The organism is Mesorhizobium sp. M0870, from assembly GCF_040319775.1.
Lineage (GTDB): Bacteria > Pseudomonadota > Alphaproteobacteria > Rhizobiales > Rhizobiaceae > Mesorhizobium.
In genome coordinates this window covers 17574-34697 of sequence record NZ_JAMYOI010000005.1, presented here as the reverse complement: position 1 = coordinate 34697, position 17124 = coordinate 17574, and the positions used below count along the sequence as shown (strand labels likewise).

Genomic DNA, 17124 nt, shown 5'->3' with positions numbered 1-17124 from the left:
CTGACCTGAATCTCAACGCGCCCTGCGATGGTGGCTCAACCACGCCAGGGCGACAGTCGAGGCAGCCAGCCCGGGACGTTGCGGCGGTAGGTGTCGTATTCGGCGCCGTAGCGGTGAGCCAAGGTCGGCTCCTCGTAGAACCGCACGAAAGAGCCCATGACGATCGCGCCGATGACTGCATAGGCGACAAGCGCCCAGCTCGAGAACAGCAGCGCCTGGCCGAGGATGATCGACAGCACGGCGACATACATCGGGTTGCGGACATGGCGGTAGATGCCGCCGATCACCAGCCTCTCGGTCGGGGCGACCGGTGCGGGTGTGCCCAGGCCCTCAAACGCAAAACGGCCGAAGGCATGCAGGAGTGCCGCGACCGCGGCGACGATCAGAAGCCCGCCGACAGGGACAAAGCCCGGCAGACCAGACCACGGCAAGCCCCAGCGATCGGTCAACAGCCAAGGCACCAGCCCGGCAACCACGCAGGGCGCCGCGATGAAGAAGGCCGCACTGCCCGCGATCGCCGAAAACGTCCGCATTGGCTGCTTCCTCCCCGATTGCCTTAGAAATACACGCCTGCTGCCCGCTTCCACATCATTGCCCAGTTTTGGCATTTCGAGCCGAAAGCCAGCCGAGATTGGCGATTCTGTAGTTGCAATTGCCCGATTCAGCGCTCCATTTCGACGATTTTGCTGGTCCTATTGGCTTCTGGAATGGGTTAGACCACAGCCTGCGTCTTTTTGCATGTGTGTGTTGCAAAATAGATGCTTGTTTCTTGGGCATGATGAGCACATATATAGATCATCTCCTGGGCGCGTTCTCCTCCCATTAGCGCCCTCGAGTGTTCCCCTCTGGAGGTTAGCCTTAACAGGCACTCCAATCAAACTCAGCCGGATCTTCATTGATCCGGCTTTTTTGTTGCCTGTGCCCTGCTGGGCCGGCCAAAAATTCCATCACAATTGCCACGTAACGGTGACATGTAACCTCTGGTAACATATCCCGGACGCTCGCGACCTGCTATGTAGATCATAGGACGCGGTGTGGTTCGGACGGGAGATGGGGGCATCACTCGTACGGCCCGGGCTCAGGCGGCTACCGCGTCCGAACCGTTTTCCGCCGAACACGGCGGTACCAAATGCGGCGGACCTGACGTTTTACCTCCCAAGGAAACGGTCCGCGAACAAAACGACGTCCGGCCCCGCCGGACGTCGTTTTCTCTTGTTCCCCCGAATCAGGTTCGATAGGAACGCCACGCCATCAGGCAGCCTTGCCGTTGGTGTTCATCGCCTCGTCGGCCAGACGGCCGGTGAGTTCGGCCATGTGGTCGAAGACGGCACGATAGCTGGCAACGCCCGCGGTCGCGGAGCGCAACTCGATGATCAGGTCGCCGATCTCGGCTTGCGGCATGGTTGCCTCGACGACATCCCATCCCGGCCAGTCGGGCCGCGCGTCGTAGCCGAGGATCTGGCCGCGCCGCTGCGGGATGAGAGCGATGATCTTCGAGGTGGCGTCGGAGGGGGTGACGATCTCGACCTTCATCACGGGCTCCAGGAGCACCGGCAAGCACGCGGCCATGCCTTCCTTCATCGCCAGCCTGGCCGCCATCTGGAAGGCCATGTCGGAGGAATCGACCGCATGATAGGAGCCGTCCGACAGGTTGACTGCGACATCCACGACCGGAAAGCCCAGCGGCCCGGATTTCAGATAGTCGCGCACCCCGGTCTCGACCGACTGGATGTAGGTCTTGGGCACGACGCCCCCGGTAATTGTATCGGTGAACTGGAAGCCCGAACCGCGCGGCAGCGGCTTGATCTCGATCACCACGTCGCCGAACTGGCCATGGCCGCCGGACTGTTTCTTGTGACGGCCGCGCTGCTGCGCCGATTTGCGGATCGTCTCGCGATAGGGCACCGCCGGCGGATGGCCTTCGACCGGTATCTGGTTCTTGCCTTCCAGCCGCTCGCGCACCACGCGCAGATGCATCTCGCCATGGCCCGACAGCACGGTTTCGGCCGAGTCCTGATTGTGGCGCAGGCTGAGCGAGGGGTCCTCCTCGGCCAGCCGCTGGATGGCAGCCGACATCTTCACTTCGTCCTTGCGCTCCTTGGGGCGGAGCGCGAAGGCGAAGACCGGCTGCGGCGGCTCGAACTGGACGAGCGGCTTGATGCCGCCCTTGGCCGAGCTCAGCGTCTGGCCGGTCTTGACCTCGTCCAGCTTGCCCAGTGCCACCGTGTCGCCGGCCTTGGCGATGGAGAGCTTGGACTGGTCCTTGCCGAGCATCCGGTAGATGCCGGAAACCTTGGCGGTGTCGCCGCCGGGCAGCCAGAGTTCGGAACCGTCGACGACCTGACCGGAGAGGATGCGCGACACCGACAGCTTGCCGCCATGCGAGGTGTGGATGGTCTTCATCACCTGGACCAGGGTAGCCGCGCCGTCGGGTGCACCGAGCCGTTTGCGGGTCGCCTCGATGTCGGGCGCGTCGTGGCGAATCGCCTTCAGGAGGCGCAGCACGCCGTTGCCTTTCTCGGCGGTGCCGATCAGCACCGGGATCACCGCACCGTCGCGCAGGTCGGCGGCGAGGTCGTCGAAGATCGCATCCTTGGGCGGCTCGATCTCCTCGAGCAGCTGTTCCATCAACTGGTCATCATGGTCGGCCAGCGTCTCCAGCATCGAGAAACGCGCTTCGAGCTCGCGCGCCTTGTCGTCGCCGGGAATCTGCGCCACCTCGCTTTCGGCATATTCGCGATAGATGTAGGCGCGCTCCAGCGCCAGGTCGATCGAACCAATGACGACGCCGTCCTTGCGCAGCGGAATCTGGCGCAGCAGCAACGGCACGGCACTGGCCGGCTGCAGCATCTTCAGCGTATCGCGCACACCAATGATTGCCTTGTCGACCTTGTTGAGGAACAGAATGCGCGGCACGCCGAGATCGTCGAGCTTGCGCATGATCAGTTGCAGGGCAGGGATCTTCTTTTCGTCGGCCTCGGCTACGACCACCGCGAGGTCGCAGGCGGCCAGCACCGGCTCGGCCTCGAAGGAGAATTCGATGGAACCGGGACAGTCGACGAAGGTGATCTGCTCGCCCATGAATTCGGTTGTGGCGACCGTCGCCTCGACGCTCATGGCGTGGGCACGCGCCTCGGGCGAATGATCTGAAACGGTGTTACCTGATGAAACGGGATTTTGTCGGGGAATTGAGCCCGTACGGGCCAATATGGCTTCGAGAAGTGTCGTCTTACCGCTTGCGAAGGGACCGACTATGGCAATGCATTTCGGTCCCGTGCGTCGTCCTCCGGCGCGAGTACCCATGACTGACCTCCACTCAGGCGTTTCCCGTAGGACCGACTGGCATGTATGGTTCAGGCTTGGTCAATCGGTCCTAAGCGGCGGCCGGCCTGTTCGACCGTCGCGGGCGGGTTCTTTTCAAGTGCCACCTGCCCAAAGCCATCGTCCCACTTGTTTGCCGGCAGGGCAAGAAAAATAGAAACCCTTTGCTCGGCCGTGGACCGTGCGGATCATATGCTGGGCTGGCAGCCGGAAGCTGTTGCACGTCGACCGATATCGGCCGAAACTGAAAACAGGCGATCCGTCGCCCGCTGTTTGAAGGACCATCGACCCATGAAGATCATTGCCTGCGGCAGCGTGCCGACCGTCATCGCACCGGAAAAATACTTTACCGGCCGGGTGCTGCAGACGCCGATCATCGAGAAAGAGGCGCCGGCGCGGCTGCGGGCCACGCTGGTCAGCTTCGAACCGGGCGCGCGCACCCACTGGCATACGCATCCGCTTGGCCAGACGCTTTACGTGACGGTGGGCGCCGGGCTTGCCCAGACGTGGGGCGGCCCGGTCCAGGAGATCAGGGCCGGCGACGTCATCTCGTTCGCGCCTGGCGAAAAACACTGGCATGGCGCGGCGCCGAAATCGGCGATGACGCATATCGCGATGCAGGAGGCGCTCGACGGTGTCCATGCCGATTGGCTGGAGGGGGTGACATCGGAACAATATGGCGGCTGAATGCTCAGTCCGCAGGAAGCCGGCTTCTCTTCCAGCCGCTACATTTTTAGAAGAGGGCGACTCGCGGCGAGTCCCGTATCGTGGCCCAGGCCATGCTCAATCGCCGGATCGACAGCGCCATGCTGCCCGTTCAACTGACCGTCGGTCAGTGATGATTGCGAAACTCACGTCCGGACGTAGCCATGTCAAAGCACCGTTTGCCCCTGGTCGCCGCTGTCTATCTTGGTTCGTTCGTGGCTCTGCTCGACGTCAGCATCGTCAATGTCGCGCTGCCGACCATCCAGCAGGCGTTGCAGACCGATTTCGGCGGCCTGCAATGGGTGGTCGACGCCTACACGCTGTGCCTGTCCGCCTTCATGCTGTCGTCCGGCCTGATCGGCGACCGCTATGGCCGCAAGCGCTCGTGGCTGGCCGGTGTCGGCATCTTTGTGGCCGGCTCGCTGATCTGCGCCGTCGCGCCCAATCTGCCGGTGCTGCTGGCCGGCCGGGTGGTGCAGGGCATCGCCGGCTCGCTGCTCATTCCGGGCGCGCTGTCGATCCTGACGCAAGCCTTTCCCGATGCGCGCCAGCGCGCCGGCGTCATTGGCGGCTGGGCGTCGTTCGCCGCCATCTCTCTGCTCGTTGGTCCCGTCCTCGGTGGCATCCTGGTCGAGACCGTCGGCTGGCAAAGCATCTTCCTGATCAACCTGCCGCTGGGCTTGATCACGATCGCGCTCGGTGCTGCTTCGATCAACGAGACGGCGCATCCCGAACATGCCCATCTCGATCTCGTCGGTCTGGCTCTCAGCATCCTGTGGCTGGGGGCGCTGACCTTTGGCCTGATCTCGGCCGGCGAGAATGGCTGGGGCGAGCCAAGGACGGTCACGGCGCTCATCGCCGGCGTCGTCGGCCTGGCTGCTTTCCTCGGCTTCGAGGCGCGCACGGCACGGCCGATGCTGCCGCTTGGCCTGTTCCGTGACGTTCGCTTCGCCGTCGCCAATGTCGCTTCGTTCGCGCTCGGCTTCACCTCCTATTCCAGCGTCTTCTTCTTCTCGATGTTCCTGCAGCAGGTGCAGGGCTGGTCGCCGACGCAGACCGGCCTGCGCATGGCGCCGGCCTTCATCGTTCAGATCGTGGTGTCGCCATGGATCGGCAGGCTTAGCGCGCGCTATGGTCACTCCGCGCTGATGACCATCGGCTATGCCGCTATCGGCCTGTCCATGCTCGGCATGTGCTGGGCCGGTCCTTCGACGCCCTATGCGATGCTGTGCCTTCTGTTCGCCATTGGCGGCCTCGGCAATGCGCTTGCAATCCCGACCGGCAGCGCTGCCGCCATGTCCTATGCGCCGCGCGAACGCTCGGGCATGGTGTCGGCGGTCATCAATGCCACCCGCCAGAGCGGTCTTGCCATCGGCATCGCCTTGCTCGGCGCCTTGATGAGCATGCGGGCGACCAACCTTTTGACCGGGTATCTCGGCGATGCCGGTGTCGCCGACGCGGAAGCGGTGGCTCGTGCTGCAATTTCGCGGCATGATTTCGCAACCGATGCGGCGATGGGCGAAAGCGGCGTGCATGAACTCTATGCTGCCGCCTATGCCGGCGGCTTCCACGCCGCGATGCTGACGGCAGCGATCGGCGCGTTCCTCACCGCCGCACTGCTGGTTGCCGTGCTGGCGCCGGCCGAGGCGCGCTCTGCCAAAGAGACCAAGCACGAGGCGTGAGGCTGACGGCCTATTAAAAAACTCGGCGGTGATGAACTGACCCCCGAAAGTTGGATACAACCTTCGGGGTTTTTCGCGTTCATAGTGCGTCGGTTAGGTCAGCGAAGCCGTAAAACGCTGGATGCGTGTGCAGGCTTCTTCCAGAAGCGTCTCCGAGGTCGCGTAGGAGATGCGGAAGTTGGGCCCGAGGCCGAAGGCCGAGCCGAACACCACTGCGACGCCCTCGGCTTCGAGCAGTTCCGAGCAGAAGGTCTCGTCGGTGTCGATCAGCCTGCCGGCCTTGGTCTTCTTGCCGATCAGCTGGGCGCAGGAGGGATAGACATAGAAGGCGCCTTCCGGCGACGGACAGGTGATGCCGCGTGCCTGGTTGAGCATCGACACGACAAGGTCGCGCCTGCCTTGAAAGATCGCCTTGTTTTTGGCGATGAAATCCTGCGGGCCATTCAGCGCCTCGACGGATGCCCATTGCGCAATGGTGCAGGCGCCCGATGTCTGCTGACCCTGGATCATGTCCATCGCCTTGATCAGTTGAACCGGACCCGCCGCATAACCGATGCGCCAGCCGGTCATTGCATAGGCTTTCGACACGCCGTTCATGGTCAGCGTGCGCTCGTAGAGCTTAGGCTCGACCTCGGCGATGGTCTTGAAGACGAAATCGCCATAGGTCAGGTGCTCGTACATGTCGTCGGTCAGCGTCCAGACATGCGGATGCCTCAACAGCACGTCGGCCAGTGCGCGCAGTTCGGCCTCGGTGTAGGCAGCGCCCGACGGGTTCGACGGCGAGTTCATCAGCAGCCATTTGGTCTTCGGCGTGATCGCCTTTTCCAGCACCGAAGCGGTCAGCTTGAAGCCATCGTCGATCGAGGTGTCGGCAAACACGGAGGTGCCGCCGCAGATCGCCACCATCTCGGGGTAGCTGACCCAGTAGGGGCGAGGAATGATGACCTCGTCGCCGGGGTTCAGCGTCGCCATGAAGGCGTTGAACAGGATCTGCTTGCCGCCGGTGCCGACTATGGTCTGCTCGGGCTTGTAGTCGAGATTGTTCTCGCGCTTGAATTTTTTTGCGATCGCCTCGCGCAGCGGCACGATGCCCGAAACCGGCGGATACTTGGTTTCGCCACGGTGGATTGCCTCAATCGCCGCATTCTTGATGTTGTCTGGCGTGTCGAAATCCGGTTCGCCGGCGCCAAGCCCGATAATGTCACGGCCGGCATTTTTCAGCTCGCGCGCTTTCTGCGTCACCGCGATGGTGGCGGAAGGCTTCACGCGGGAAAGGGTGTCGGCAAGAAAGGCCATGAGCTTGACGTCTCCATGGAAGATCGGCGCGTCCGGAAGCGGCCGCGGCGCTTCTCATGTCGCATGATTTCGCGCAACGCAAGCATTGTCGGCTGATCCAGGTCTCAAGGAGCCGTGATCGGGACCCGGTCGGCAACAATAAATTCATTAACGAGCGGTAGAGGCTTGAGTGGCAGGATCACAGACCATTGCGGAGCGAGGAACCGTGTCGCGCAGCGTCGGGCTTGCCCACATCATCCGCCAGGACGACGGCACCTCCACCGGTGTCTGGGGCATCTACACGCTGCAAAGCGCCTTCCAGCCGATCTTCGCTTTCAAGGAAGGCAAGCTGTCGGTGGTCGCGTTCGAAGGGCTGATCCGACCGTTCCGCGACGGCGAGCCACAATCGCCGATGAATTTCTTCTCGACCTGTCCGGCCGCCGACCGGCTGCATATCGAGGCGCTGACCAGGACGCTGCATCTTCTCAACGCCGGTGCCTGCCTGCCGCGGGAAGCGTCGATCTTCGTCAATTTCGACCCGTCCGTGTTCACCGAACGCACTGTTGCCGACGCTGCCTTGCGCGACATGCGGCTCGTGCTGCACGAGGCCGGCATCGACCCGCGCCGCGTCGTCTGCGAGGTGACCGAGCAGCGGTCGGCATCGCAGGAAGCCTTGCACGGCTTCGTCGCGGCACTGAGGGCCAACGGTTTTCGCATCGCCGTCGACGATTATGGCGCCGACGATTCCGACATCAATCGGGTCAAGGAGTTGAAGCCGGATATCGTCAAGTTCGATGCCTACTGGATCACGCAGCTGATGGAGTCCGGCGCCGGCTTTGCGTTGCTGACCGCCATGGTGAAGAACTTCGAGGAGCAAGGCATCCATACGGTGTTCGAAGGCATCGAGGAGGGCTGGCAACTGGAGCTCGCCGAGAAATCGGGTGCCTCGATGGTGCAGGGTTTCGTGCTGGCGCGGCCCGAATTGGCGCCGACCAGCTTTGGCGTCTTCGGCATGGCCAGGCAGGCGCCTGTCGCTGCTGCCGTCGACACGGTTCCTGCCGTGGCAACGCCTTCGGCGCGGCCGGTCAAGGCCTTCGGGCGCCGTGTGGCGACATGAGAGATGATCGGCGGCGCAATGTCGGCGATGCGATCCAGGTCGACGAAGTCGGCATCGAATACGGCATATATGGCGAGTTCCGGCTGCGCAGCGCCTACCAGCCGATTTTCGCGCCGCGCGGCCGGTTCCTTCACGCGGTGGCGGCCGAAGCCCTGATCGAGCCGCACCGTGCCGGCCGCCCCGGCGCGCCAAAGATGTTCTTTGAAAGCGTTGCCGTCTCGGACCGGCTGTTTGTGGAAAGCATGTGCCGGGCGCTGCATCTCAGGAATTTCCGCAACATCGGCGTCGACGGGCTCGACCTGTTCTTCAACTACAATCCGCTGATCAACGACCATGCCGGGCGGGCACTGGCCGAGATTCGCCTGATGACCAGGCATCTCGGCGAGTTCGGCCTGGCGCCGGCCATGCTGGTCTGCGAAATCACCGAACAGGCGGCCGACGATGCGCTTCTCACGCGGCTGGTGCGCGAAATGCGGCGCGACGGCATGCGCATCGCCATCGACGATTTCGGCACCGGGCACTCGACCGAGGAGCGGGTGAGCCTGCTCAAGCCCGACATCGTCAAGATCGACGGCACCTGGTTCGCGGAGTTCTGCCGCCACGCTGCCGCCGAACGGTTCTTCCGCCCGCTGGTTTCCAGCCTGCATGACCGCGGCGCCAAGGTGCTGGTCGAAGGCATCGAGCAGCCCACCCATCTGCGCGTCGCGCTCGAAGGCGGCGTCGACCTGCTGCAGGGTTTTCTCCTCGCCCGTCCCGCGCTTGCCGGCACGGTATTCGAGGAAAAGCCGCTGGTCATCGATGCGCTGCTGGGCCGGGACAGCAAGGTCGTGCCCCTCTTTGGCTAGGGCATGCCGACAATTGGTGCCGTGAGCGTCCTTGGACGCTTTGCATCAGCGGCGCTGATCGTCGTACCAAAACAAATCATTGGTTGAGGCCGCCGCCGCTGCGATAATCGCGCGGAGACAGTGCTCCGGAGAACAGCCATGATACTCTACGGCATGATCGACAGCGGCAATTGCTACAAGCCGCGCCTGCTGATGGCCAAGCTTGGCCTTGCCTTTACCAATGTCGGAGTGAGTTCGCACACAGGCGACACACGCAAAGCCGATTTTGTCGCCAAGAACCCGAACGCCATGGTGCCGCTGCTCGAGTTCGACGATGGCCGGCGGCTGGCCGAATCCAACGCCATCCTGCTCTATCTCGCCGAAGGCACACGCTTCCTGCCGGCGGACAGGTATGAGCGTGGGCTCGCCTATCAATGGCTGTTCTTCGAACAATACAGCCACGAGCCCTACATTGCCGTGCGCAAGGCGCTGCTGACCTTCCCCGAACGTGCCGGGGATGCGACCCCGGAGCGGCTGGCGGTGACGCTGGAGCGCGGCAACAAGGCGCTCGGCGTGATGAACAGGCATCTGGAAAACAATGCTTTCTTTTCCGGCAGCACGCTCAGCGTCGCCGACATCGCGCTGTATGCCTATACGCATACGGCGGAGCAGGGTGGTTTCCAGCTCGACGCCTATCCGGCGGTGGCGGCCTGGCTTGGCCGGGTAGAGGCCGATCCGGGGCATGTGCCGATCGATTGGGTGGAGTAAGTAACGCCGGTGGTCGTATCGCCTGCGGCGCCGATCTCCAGACAGCAAAAAGGCGGGATAAATCCCGCCTTCCATGCTTGGTAGCCTGATCGGGAGCGTCGGGTCCGGGCTGGCAGCTATCTGCTGATCCAGCTTGTCGGGTCTTTCCGCTCCAGCGCGCTTCTCGCGCGACTGTCAGTACATCCGTGACTTGCCGCGCGCCCCGAGCTCTCGCCCGGCGCGCGCACTTCGCAAAATCAGGCTGCCTTGCTCAGAGATCCCGCGGACGACTTGCCAGTGCGGCGGTCCTGCTCGATCTCGAAGTTGATCTTCTGGCCTTCGACCAGGGTCGACAGTCCAGCACGCTCGACAGCGGAGATATGGACGAAAACGTCCGCGCCGCCCGCGTCAGGCTGAATGAAGCCGAAGCCCTTGGTGGCGTTGAACCACTTGACCGTTCCTGTTGCCATTTTAGATAGTCCTTCAACATTTGCTTTAGATTGACCGGACCGAAGTCCAGCCGGTGTGCATCGAGATTTTGGAGATAGACGTCAGCAAACGCGAAGATCGCGAGGCCCGGATCGATCGGCCGAAATATCAATGGAAGGCATATAGGCTGGTTTCGCATAAAATACAAGACTGCGTGAGAAAGCCGTGATCGAGCGCTGCCCAACGGCTGCCCCAATCTGCTGAAAACGTTGCGGCAGATCACGCTGTTCTCGAGCGGCGGATCAGGGGAGACGACCATGAAAATCATTCTGCTTGCCGCCTGCCTCACGCTTGTCGCCGCTCAGGCGCAGGCGATCTCGCGCTACGACCCGACGCGTATGAGCTGCGGCAAGGTTCAGGGGACGATCGCCCGGCAAGGGGCCGTCATCCTGCGCTATCAGTCGAAGCGGGTGCCTGGGCTGCCGCTCTACGACCGCTATGTACAGAGCCAGCGATTCTGCAGCATGGGCGAGGTGAGGACACGGGCCTACGTGCCGAGCGCCGACACAAAGTCCTGCCCGGTCTACAACTGTAAGCGGCCGGACAATGACCGGCATTTCCGCCGGCGGTTCTTCCACAACAACTAGCGCTTATCGACCGGCAGCCATTGCTCTCAATCCCGGATGTGTTCTGTGAGCATGGACACAAATTGCGTCACCTTTTGCGGGCGAAAGCGCGCTGCCGGATAGACCACGTGAATGCCGCCGGAGGGCAGCACCCAGTCGGGGAGCACGTGGACGAGGCGGCCTTGCGATAGGTGGTCGACGACCAGATAGTCCGGCAGAACTGCCAGTCCGCCCCCGGCGAGCGTCGCTTCCAGCACAGCCGGCGTCGAGTTGATGGAGAATGCCTCGCGCAGGGTGATGGTGCGCGGCTCGAAACCGCCTCGGGTGAAGTTCCAGGTGAACGGCTTGCGAAGCACGGCATTGGCAACGAGCGGTAAGGAAGAAAGGTCTTCTGGCTTGTCTACTCTGATCCCGGCGGCGAAATCCCGCGACGCGACCAGGATTTGCCGGAAGGTGCCGATGCGGCGCGCCTGCTGGCTGGAGTCCTCCAGCCAGCCGACCCGGATGGACAGGTCTATCTTGTTGTCGATCAAGTCAATTATGGCATCGGAAATGAGCAGTTCGACGCCGCAGGCAGGAAATTTCTGGCGAAAGCGGGCGGCGATCGGGGCCAGCACGATCGCGCCATAATCATTGGACGCGGAAACACGCAGCACACCGGCCACCTCGGCGTTGGCCTCGCCAACCTCGGCGATCGCTTCTTCGACATCCCGCAGGATCAGAACGCAGCGTGCATGCAGAAGACGGCCTGCTTCCGTCGGCTCGACCCTTCGCGTCGTGCGCACGAGAAGCGTGGTTCGCAGCTCAGCCTCAAGGCGCGCGACCTGTTGGCTGACAACTGTTTTCGTGATGCCGAGCCGCTCGGCCGCGCGGGTGAAGGAACCCGCGTCGACCACCGTGGCAAAATAGGCGAGGCGATTGAGGTTTATCGATTCCACCACGAAGGCTCATTGTAAGCTTTCAACATACAGTTTGTATTATTATAGCCAATTTATTGATTAATCCAAAGAGCCTACCGTGCCGTTCCACCGTCCGTCCTGCGGCCGGCGGGTGCGCAGCCGCATCCGATCCCTTTCATTCAACGGAGATATTCCATGTTCACGAGGAGACAGATCATGAAGACCTCATTGGCCCTCGGCGCAACCGCCGCTTTCGCTCCCATCGACAGCGGCCGAGCCGCCGGCGCCAAGCTTGGCTGGAAACACTTCCCGGCGGGTCCAAACGGCTTCTTCCGTGCGCCGGTGCTGCTGTCAGGGCCGAGCGAAGCCCTGTTGATCGATGGCGGCTTCACCTATCCGGACGGCAAAGCGCTCGCCGATGCCATCAAGGCCAGCGGCAAGAAGCTGACCACCATCTACGTCACTCAGTCCGATCCCGATTACTACTTCGGCCTGAAGCCGGTGCGGGACGCCTTCCCGGAGGCGAAAGTGATCGCCGCCTCCGCCACGCTGGAAGCCATCAAGGGCAATGTGGAGAAGAAGCTCGCCGTCTGGGGTCCGCAATTGAAGGAAAATGGCCCGCAGGCGCTGTCCGACATCGTCTTCCCCGAGGCATTCGACGGCGCAACGCTGACCGTCGATGGCGAGACTGTCGAGATCGTCAATGCGGAAGAAGGATTGGCCAACCGCCGCTATCTGTTCGTGCCGTCGCTCAATGCCGTTTTCGGCGGAGTGATGATCTTCTCGGGCGTTCATGTCTGGACCGCCGACACGCAGACCAGGGAGAGCCGCGCCGCTTGGATCAAGACGCTGGACGCGATTGCCGCCCGCAAGCCCGCTGTCGTGGTGCCTGGCCACATGGCCCCCGATGCCGCGATCGGTCCTTCGGCGGTGGAGTTCACCAAGTCCTATCTCATCACCTTCGAGGAAGAACTGGGCAAGGCGGCAGACAGCGCCGCGTTGAAGGCGGCCATGGAGGCCCGCTTCCCCGGCCTCGGTATGGGCGTCGCCCTCGATGTCGGATCCAAGGTCGCCAAGGGCGAGATGAAGTGGGGCTGAGATGGCGACGAACCTCGATTTGATCCGTAGAACCTACGAGGGAACTTCCGAGGAGAACGGCCGCAATCTGCTGGCCGTTCTTTCCGCCGACATCGAATGGACCGAGGCGGAAGGGTTTCCCTATGCCGGCACCTATACCGGCGTCGAGGCCCTGATGCAGGGTGTTTTCAAGCGGCTCGGCTCGGAGTGGACCGGATACCACGCCGCCGTGCACAGTTTCATTGCCGATGGCGACCGGGTGGCGGCCTTCGGCGTGTATTCCGGTACATACAAGGCGACGGGAAAATCCATGACGGCCCCCTTCGCTCATCTCTACGAACTGCGGGACGGCAAGATCATCCGCATGCGGCAGTATGTCGATACGGTCCTCGTCGCGCGCGCACTGACCTGACACCGACGCAACCAGGGAGACATCCATGCTGCAACTTAAACCCGACGATGACGGACGGTCGCGACTCGGTCAGGCAGCTTCTGGAAAAGATGGGAGTTGCCCATTGGCCGAAACAGGCGGTCGACTTCAAGCGGGTGATCGCCCAAGGCGATCTTGTCATGCCCCAGGTCGTTCAGCCGAAAACGGCTGACACGCCAGAGACGGTCATCGTGGATATTTTCCGCGTTGGAAGCCAGTGCCCGCCAACCCGGTCAACAGGCGATCGATGTACTGATCCCGGCTTACTGCCAGCACCGGCCGCCGTTCAAAACCCGAACGACACCTGCGCCGGTGGCAGCGGGCCGACGCGCACGCCTTCCATGGCCAGCATCTTCTCCTTGGTGATCGATCCGCCGGGCGCCGAGAAGCCGCCGATCTTGCCGCCGGCGGCAAGGATGCGATGGCAAGGGATGACCAGCGGCACCGGATTGGCGCCAAGGGCGGCCCCGGTTTCGCGGGCGAGCCCGGCATGGCCGGCGGTTTTGGCCAGCTCACCATAGGTGGTGGTTTCGCCGAAGGAGAGTTTTCGCGCCGCGTCGTAAATGGCGAGGCGGAAATCGTCGACGCCGTCGAGATCGACCGGCACGGCGGAGAAATCGATGTCCTCGCCCGCCGCATAGGCCTTGATCGCTGCGATCAGCTCGACCACCCATGGCGGCTGCGCCGTGGAGGTGGAAACGCCGCCATGGCGCAGCAGGCGCCGCTCCACCGCTTCGCGGCTGCGTTCGGGCAGGCAGAGCCGGATCAGGCCCTTTTCGCTCCAGGCAATGCCCATGAAACCGATCACTGTTTCTAACACTGCGTGGCCGGCCGTGATCGAAGCTGTCGTGACCATGATGCGCTCCTTCCCGCAAAGTGGCGAAATCCGGGATTCGTCCCAGTACATATCCGGAACAATATGGCACCACCGCCTGCGTCTCGCCACCCGAAAACCACCTGATCGCCCCGATTGCCCGGCCTGAATCGCTGGTGTAAGGGATTTCTTAACAACCCGACAAACCGGACCCGAGCGCGGCTTGCCAGCAAAACTCAACCTTATCGCGATCGGCGTGATCCTGGCCGCCGCCGGCATCAGCGGCTGCACGTCGACCTCGCAGATGAAGTCCGCGCCTGCTCTCACCGAAACAGCGACCGTCGCCGGCACTGACGCCGGCTTCACCGTGCCTCTGCCGGAGACGGTTTCGGTGCTGCCGGAATCATCGGGAATCGCCCCCGCTCAGACGGCCGAACTGCCGCTCGATCCCGCCGCACAGCCGGCTGCCGCGACCGCCGCTTTTGCCGGATCGACACCGGCGGCACCAGCCGTGCCCGCGGTGATGACCGCCAATGCCTGGCAGGCGCCGCCGCCGGCAAAGGCGAGCGAGCCGGTCAAGGCGGCCGAGACCTATACGACCGCGGGGCTCGTCATACCGGCAACCGCCAAGGGCGATCGCATGCCGGGCGTCCAGCAGGTCGCCTATGTCGTGCCGCAGAACCCGGCGGCCCTGGTCCAGTTCCCGGCAGGGCCCGTGCAAGAAGAACACGCGACGGGCGTGCGTGGCGATGTCGAGCGGCTGATCGAGAAATATGCGGCGATCTATCAGGTGCCGGTGGATCTGGTGCGCCATGTCGTCAACCGCGAGAGCACCTTCAACCCAAAAGCCTACAACAACGGCCATTGGGGACTGATGCAGATCAAACACGCGACGGCGCGCGGCATGGGCTATGACGGGCCGGCCAAGGGCCTGTTCGACGCCGATACCAATCTGAAATACGCGGTGAAATATCTGCGCGGCGCCTGGCTGGTGGCCGGCGGCAACGCCAAGAAGGCCGACTGGCTCTATCAAACCGGCTATTATTACGACGCCAAGCGCAAGGGCCTGCTCGAGGCGACCGGCCTTGGCCGCGACCGCCAGCGCCGCCGCCTGCAGCCCGACGCCTGAGCGCAATGCCTGAACCGCGCCCGCCGGCTCTGAATGACATCCGGCTGTGCAAAATCCTCGACGAGACGCTGGTTCCGCCGCACTGGCCGGAGGGTTTTGTCATGCGCAGCTTCGAGCCCGGTGACGCGCCCGCCCTGCATGCGCTTTTGACCGAAGTGTTCGATGACGACGCCGATGGTCCGTTCGACGAGTGGTGGCCGCGTATCGCGGACGATCCCGAATTCGACCCGGCGCTGTGCTTCCTCGTCATCGACGCCAAGGGCCGGCTGGCGGCGGCGGCGTTGTGCTGGACCCGCGGCTTCGTCAAGGACCTCGCCGTTCATCCCGAGGCGCGCGGCAGGGGTGTTGCCGAAGCGCTGATGTGGCACGCCTTCGCCGTTTTTCGCGAACGCGGCGCCGATCATGTCGACCTCAAGACCAACACGGTCGAGAATCCCGCCGCGGTCCGGCTCTATGAGCGGCTGGGGATGATGCCTGTCGCCTGGGAAGGCTAGGGTGTGCGGATATTCAGGTGATGCCGGCCTGCAAGCGACGGTTCCCTGCGCTTCCGGCCTTCGCCGGCCGAAGCACCCATAGTTGCCTGACCTGAATCTCAACACACCCTGATGCATGTCGCCCACGCAGGAACGGCATGATTTGGGAACCCAAAAGCGCCGCTTCGCATTTAATGGGAGGTGAGGGCCTGACAAGCTGCCGGCGCGTGGGAGGATTTTCCGTCACCGGCTGCGGAGGGACATCCACCACCATGACGTTTTCTCACGCATTCCTTGCGGTCGGCGTCGCTGCCATGCTCGCTGGCACGCCAGCATGGGCCGTCGATCTGTCGATCGTGTCGGGCGATACCGGCGATGGCATCAAGGTGCTGCGCGAGATCCTCGACCGTTACGAGAAAGACAGCGGCAACAAGGTCGGCATCGTCGTCATGCCGGCGTCCGGGACCGACCAGTTCGGCCAGTACCGGCTTTGGCTTGCCGCCGGAAACAGCGACATCGACGTCTACCAGACGGATGTGATCTGGGCGCCGCAACTCGCCAGCCAGCTCGTGGATTTGACCGCAGCGACCAAGGATATCGTGGCTGAGCATTTCCCGTCGATCATCCAGTCGCAGACCGTCGACGGCAAGCTCGTCGCCTTGCCGATCTTTACCGATGCGCCGGCGCTCTACTACCGCAAGGATCTCCTCGACAAATATGGCGCCAAGGTGCCGGCCACCTGGAAGGAACTGGCCGACACCGCCAAGCTGGTCATGGACAAGGAGCGTGCGGCTGGCAATCGGGATATCTGGGGCTTCGTCTTTCAGGGCAATGCCTATGAGGGGCTGACCTGCGACGCGCTCGAATGGGTGATGTCGAATGGCGGCGGCCAGATCATCGAGCCGGACGGCACCATCTCCGTCAACAACAGCCAAGCGGCGGCGGTGCTCGACATGGTCAAGGGCTGGGTCGGGACCATCGCGCCACCCGGCGTGCTCGCCTACCAGGAAGAGGAATCGCGCGGTGTCTGGCAGACAGGCAATGCGGTGTTCATGCGCAACTGGCCCTATGCCTACGCGCTCGGCAACGGCGAGGGCTCGCCGATCAAGGGCAAATTCGACGTGGCGCCGCTGCCGGCCGGCACGGGCGAGGGCGCCCGACCGGTCGGGGCCCTGGGCGGCTGGAATCTCGCCGTCTCCAAATATTCGAAGCATCCGGATGCCGCGATCGAGCTGATCAAGTTCATCGCCTCGCCCGCGATGCAGAAATACCGCACGCTGAAGACGTCCAACCTGCCGACCATCCAGGCGCTGTATGACGATGCCGACATCGCCAGGCAACAGCCGATCGTTCCGCGCTGGTAGCAGATCTTTCTCGATGCGGTGCCGCGCCCCTCGGCCGCGACCAGGATCAAATACAACGAGGCGTCGAGCCAGTTCTGGAACGCCGTGCACAACACGCTCTCGGGCGACGGCACTGCCGCCGACAATCTGGCCGATCTCGAAGCGATGCTGACCAAGTTGAAGGGCCGAGGCTGGTGACGATACTGGGACAGCCACCCGGCGGGACCGCAACG

At 63.2% G+C, this 17124-nt stretch carries 16 protein-coding genes and 1 pseudogene; 11 read left to right on the top strand and 6 right to left on the bottom strand.

What is annotated here, in order from left to right; all coding sequences use genetic code 11:
- Positions 1-35: 35 nt before the first annotated feature.
- Positions 36-533: a methyltransferase family protein gene (locus tag NKH97_RS07835; protein ID WP_127295043.1), complete on the bottom strand. Its 498-nt coding sequence runs from the start codon at positions 531-533 to the stop codon at positions 36-38.
- Between the two features lie 718 nt (positions 534-1251).
- Positions 1252-3303, bottom strand: coding sequence for an elongation factor G (locus NKH97_RS07830; RefSeq protein ID WP_352795994.1), 2052 nt, complete (start codon positions 3301-3303; stop codon positions 1252-1254).
- A gap of 309 nt (positions 3304-3612) precedes the next feature.
- On the opposite strand from NKH97_RS07830, the gene NKH97_RS07825 reads away from it, so the two are divergent.
- Both NKH97_RS07825 and NKH97_RS07820 read left to right on the top strand, forming a co-directional pair.
- The gene (locus tag NKH97_RS07825) at positions 3613-4008 is read left to right on the top strand and encodes a (R)-mandelonitrile lyase (RefSeq protein WP_352795993.1); all 396 of its coding nucleotides are present in this window, start codon (positions 3613-3615) and stop codon (positions 4006-4008) included.
- 182 nt (positions 4009-4190) lie between these two features.
- Positions 4191-5708, top strand: a complete 1518-nt coding sequence (locus NKH97_RS07820) for an MFS transporter (RefSeq protein ID WP_352795992.1) — start codon at positions 4191-4193, stop codon at positions 5706-5708.
- A 93-nt stretch (positions 5709-5801) separates the two neighbouring features.
- Here NKH97_RS07820 and NKH97_RS07815 read toward each other — a convergent pair whose 3' ends face one another.
- The gene (locus NKH97_RS07815; RefSeq protein WP_352795991.1) at positions 5802-7004 is read right to left on the bottom strand and encodes a pyridoxal phosphate-dependent aminotransferase; all 1203 of its coding nucleotides are present in this window, start codon (positions 7002-7004) and stop codon (positions 5802-5804) included.
- Between the two features lie 205 nt (positions 7005-7209).
- Here NKH97_RS07815 and NKH97_RS07810 point away from each other — a divergent pair, with 205 nt between their 5' ends.
- The 3 genes from NKH97_RS07810 to NKH97_RS07800 all read left to right on the top strand — a co-directional run bounded on the left by NKH97_RS07810 (position 7210) and on the right by NKH97_RS07800 (position 9692).
- Positions 7210-8100 carry an EAL domain-containing protein gene (locus NKH97_RS07810; protein ID WP_352796250.1) on the top strand — a complete coding sequence of 297 codons (891 nt, stop codon included), beginning with the start codon at positions 7210-7212 and terminating at the stop codon, positions 8098-8100.
- Positions 8097-8945: an EAL domain-containing protein gene (locus tag NKH97_RS07805; protein ID WP_352795990.1), complete on the top strand. Its 849-nt coding sequence runs from the start codon at positions 8097-8099 to the stop codon at positions 8943-8945. Before NKH97_RS07810 ends, NKH97_RS07805 begins: the two co-directional genes overlap by 4 nt.
- Positions 8946-9083: 138 nt before the next feature.
- On the top strand, positions 9084-9692 hold the full coding sequence (locus tag NKH97_RS07800) for a glutathione S-transferase family protein (protein ID WP_128303818.1): 609 nt from the start codon (positions 9084-9086) through the stop codon (positions 9690-9692).
- 236 nt (positions 9693-9928) lie between these two features.
- Here NKH97_RS07800 and NKH97_RS07795 read toward each other — a convergent pair whose 3' ends face one another.
- The gene (locus tag NKH97_RS07795; protein ID WP_010910991.1) at positions 9929-10141 is read right to left on the bottom strand and encodes a cold-shock protein; all 213 of its coding nucleotides are present in this window, start codon (positions 10139-10141) and stop codon (positions 9929-9931) included.
- Between the two features lie 276 nt (positions 10142-10417).
- Between NKH97_RS07795 and NKH97_RS07790 the strand changes: the two genes are divergently transcribed.
- Entirely contained in the window at positions 10418-10747 is a 330-nt protein-coding gene (locus NKH97_RS07790) for a hypothetical protein (protein WP_023809723.1), read from the top strand.
- A 26-nt stretch (positions 10748-10773) separates the two neighbouring features.
- Here NKH97_RS07790 and NKH97_RS07785 read toward each other — a convergent pair whose 3' ends face one another.
- Positions 10774-11664 carry a LysR family transcriptional regulator gene (locus NKH97_RS07785; protein WP_164892914.1) on the bottom strand — a complete coding sequence of 297 codons (891 nt, stop codon included), beginning with the start codon at positions 11662-11664 and terminating at the stop codon, positions 10774-10776.
- 156 nt (positions 11665-11820) lie between these two features.
- On the opposite strand from NKH97_RS07785, the gene NKH97_RS07780 reads away from it, so the two are divergent.
- The gene (locus NKH97_RS07780; protein WP_023809722.1) at positions 11821-12723 is read left to right on the top strand and encodes an MBL fold metallo-hydrolase; all 903 of its coding nucleotides are present in this window, start codon (positions 11821-11823) and stop codon (positions 12721-12723) included.
- Between the two features lies 1 nt (position 12724).
- Complete coding sequence (locus NKH97_RS07775; protein WP_352721595.1) at positions 12725-13114, top strand: nuclear transport factor 2 family protein; 390 nt, start codon at positions 12725-12727, stop codon at positions 13112-13114.
- A gap of 304 nt (positions 13115-13418) precedes the next feature.
- Here NKH97_RS07775 and NKH97_RS07770 read toward each other — a convergent pair whose 3' ends face one another.
- Entirely contained in the window at positions 13419-13988 is a 570-nt protein-coding gene (locus NKH97_RS07770) for a methylated-DNA--[protein]-cysteine S-methyltransferase (RefSeq protein ID WP_023809720.1), read from the bottom strand.
- 181 nt (positions 13989-14169) lie between these two features.
- Here NKH97_RS07770 and NKH97_RS07765 point away from each other — a divergent pair, with 181 nt between their 5' ends.
- The 3 genes and pseudogenes from NKH97_RS07765 to NKH97_RS07755 all read left to right on the top strand — a co-directional run bounded on the left by NKH97_RS07765 (position 14170) and on the right by NKH97_RS07755 (position 17089).
- A complete protein-coding gene (locus NKH97_RS07765; protein WP_023809719.1) occupies positions 14170-15075 on the top strand; it encodes a lytic transglycosylase domain-containing protein in 906 nt (301 codons plus the stop codon).
- Positions 15076-15080: 5 nt separating this feature from the next.
- A complete protein-coding gene (locus tag NKH97_RS07760; protein ID WP_023809718.1) occupies positions 15081-15569 on the top strand; it encodes a GNAT family N-acetyltransferase in 489 nt (162 codons plus the stop codon).
- Between the two features lie 251 nt (positions 15570-15820).
- Positions 15821-17089, top strand: a pseudogene (locus tag NKH97_RS07755) (ABC transporter substrate-binding protein).
- Positions 17090-17124 lie beyond the last annotated feature (35 nt).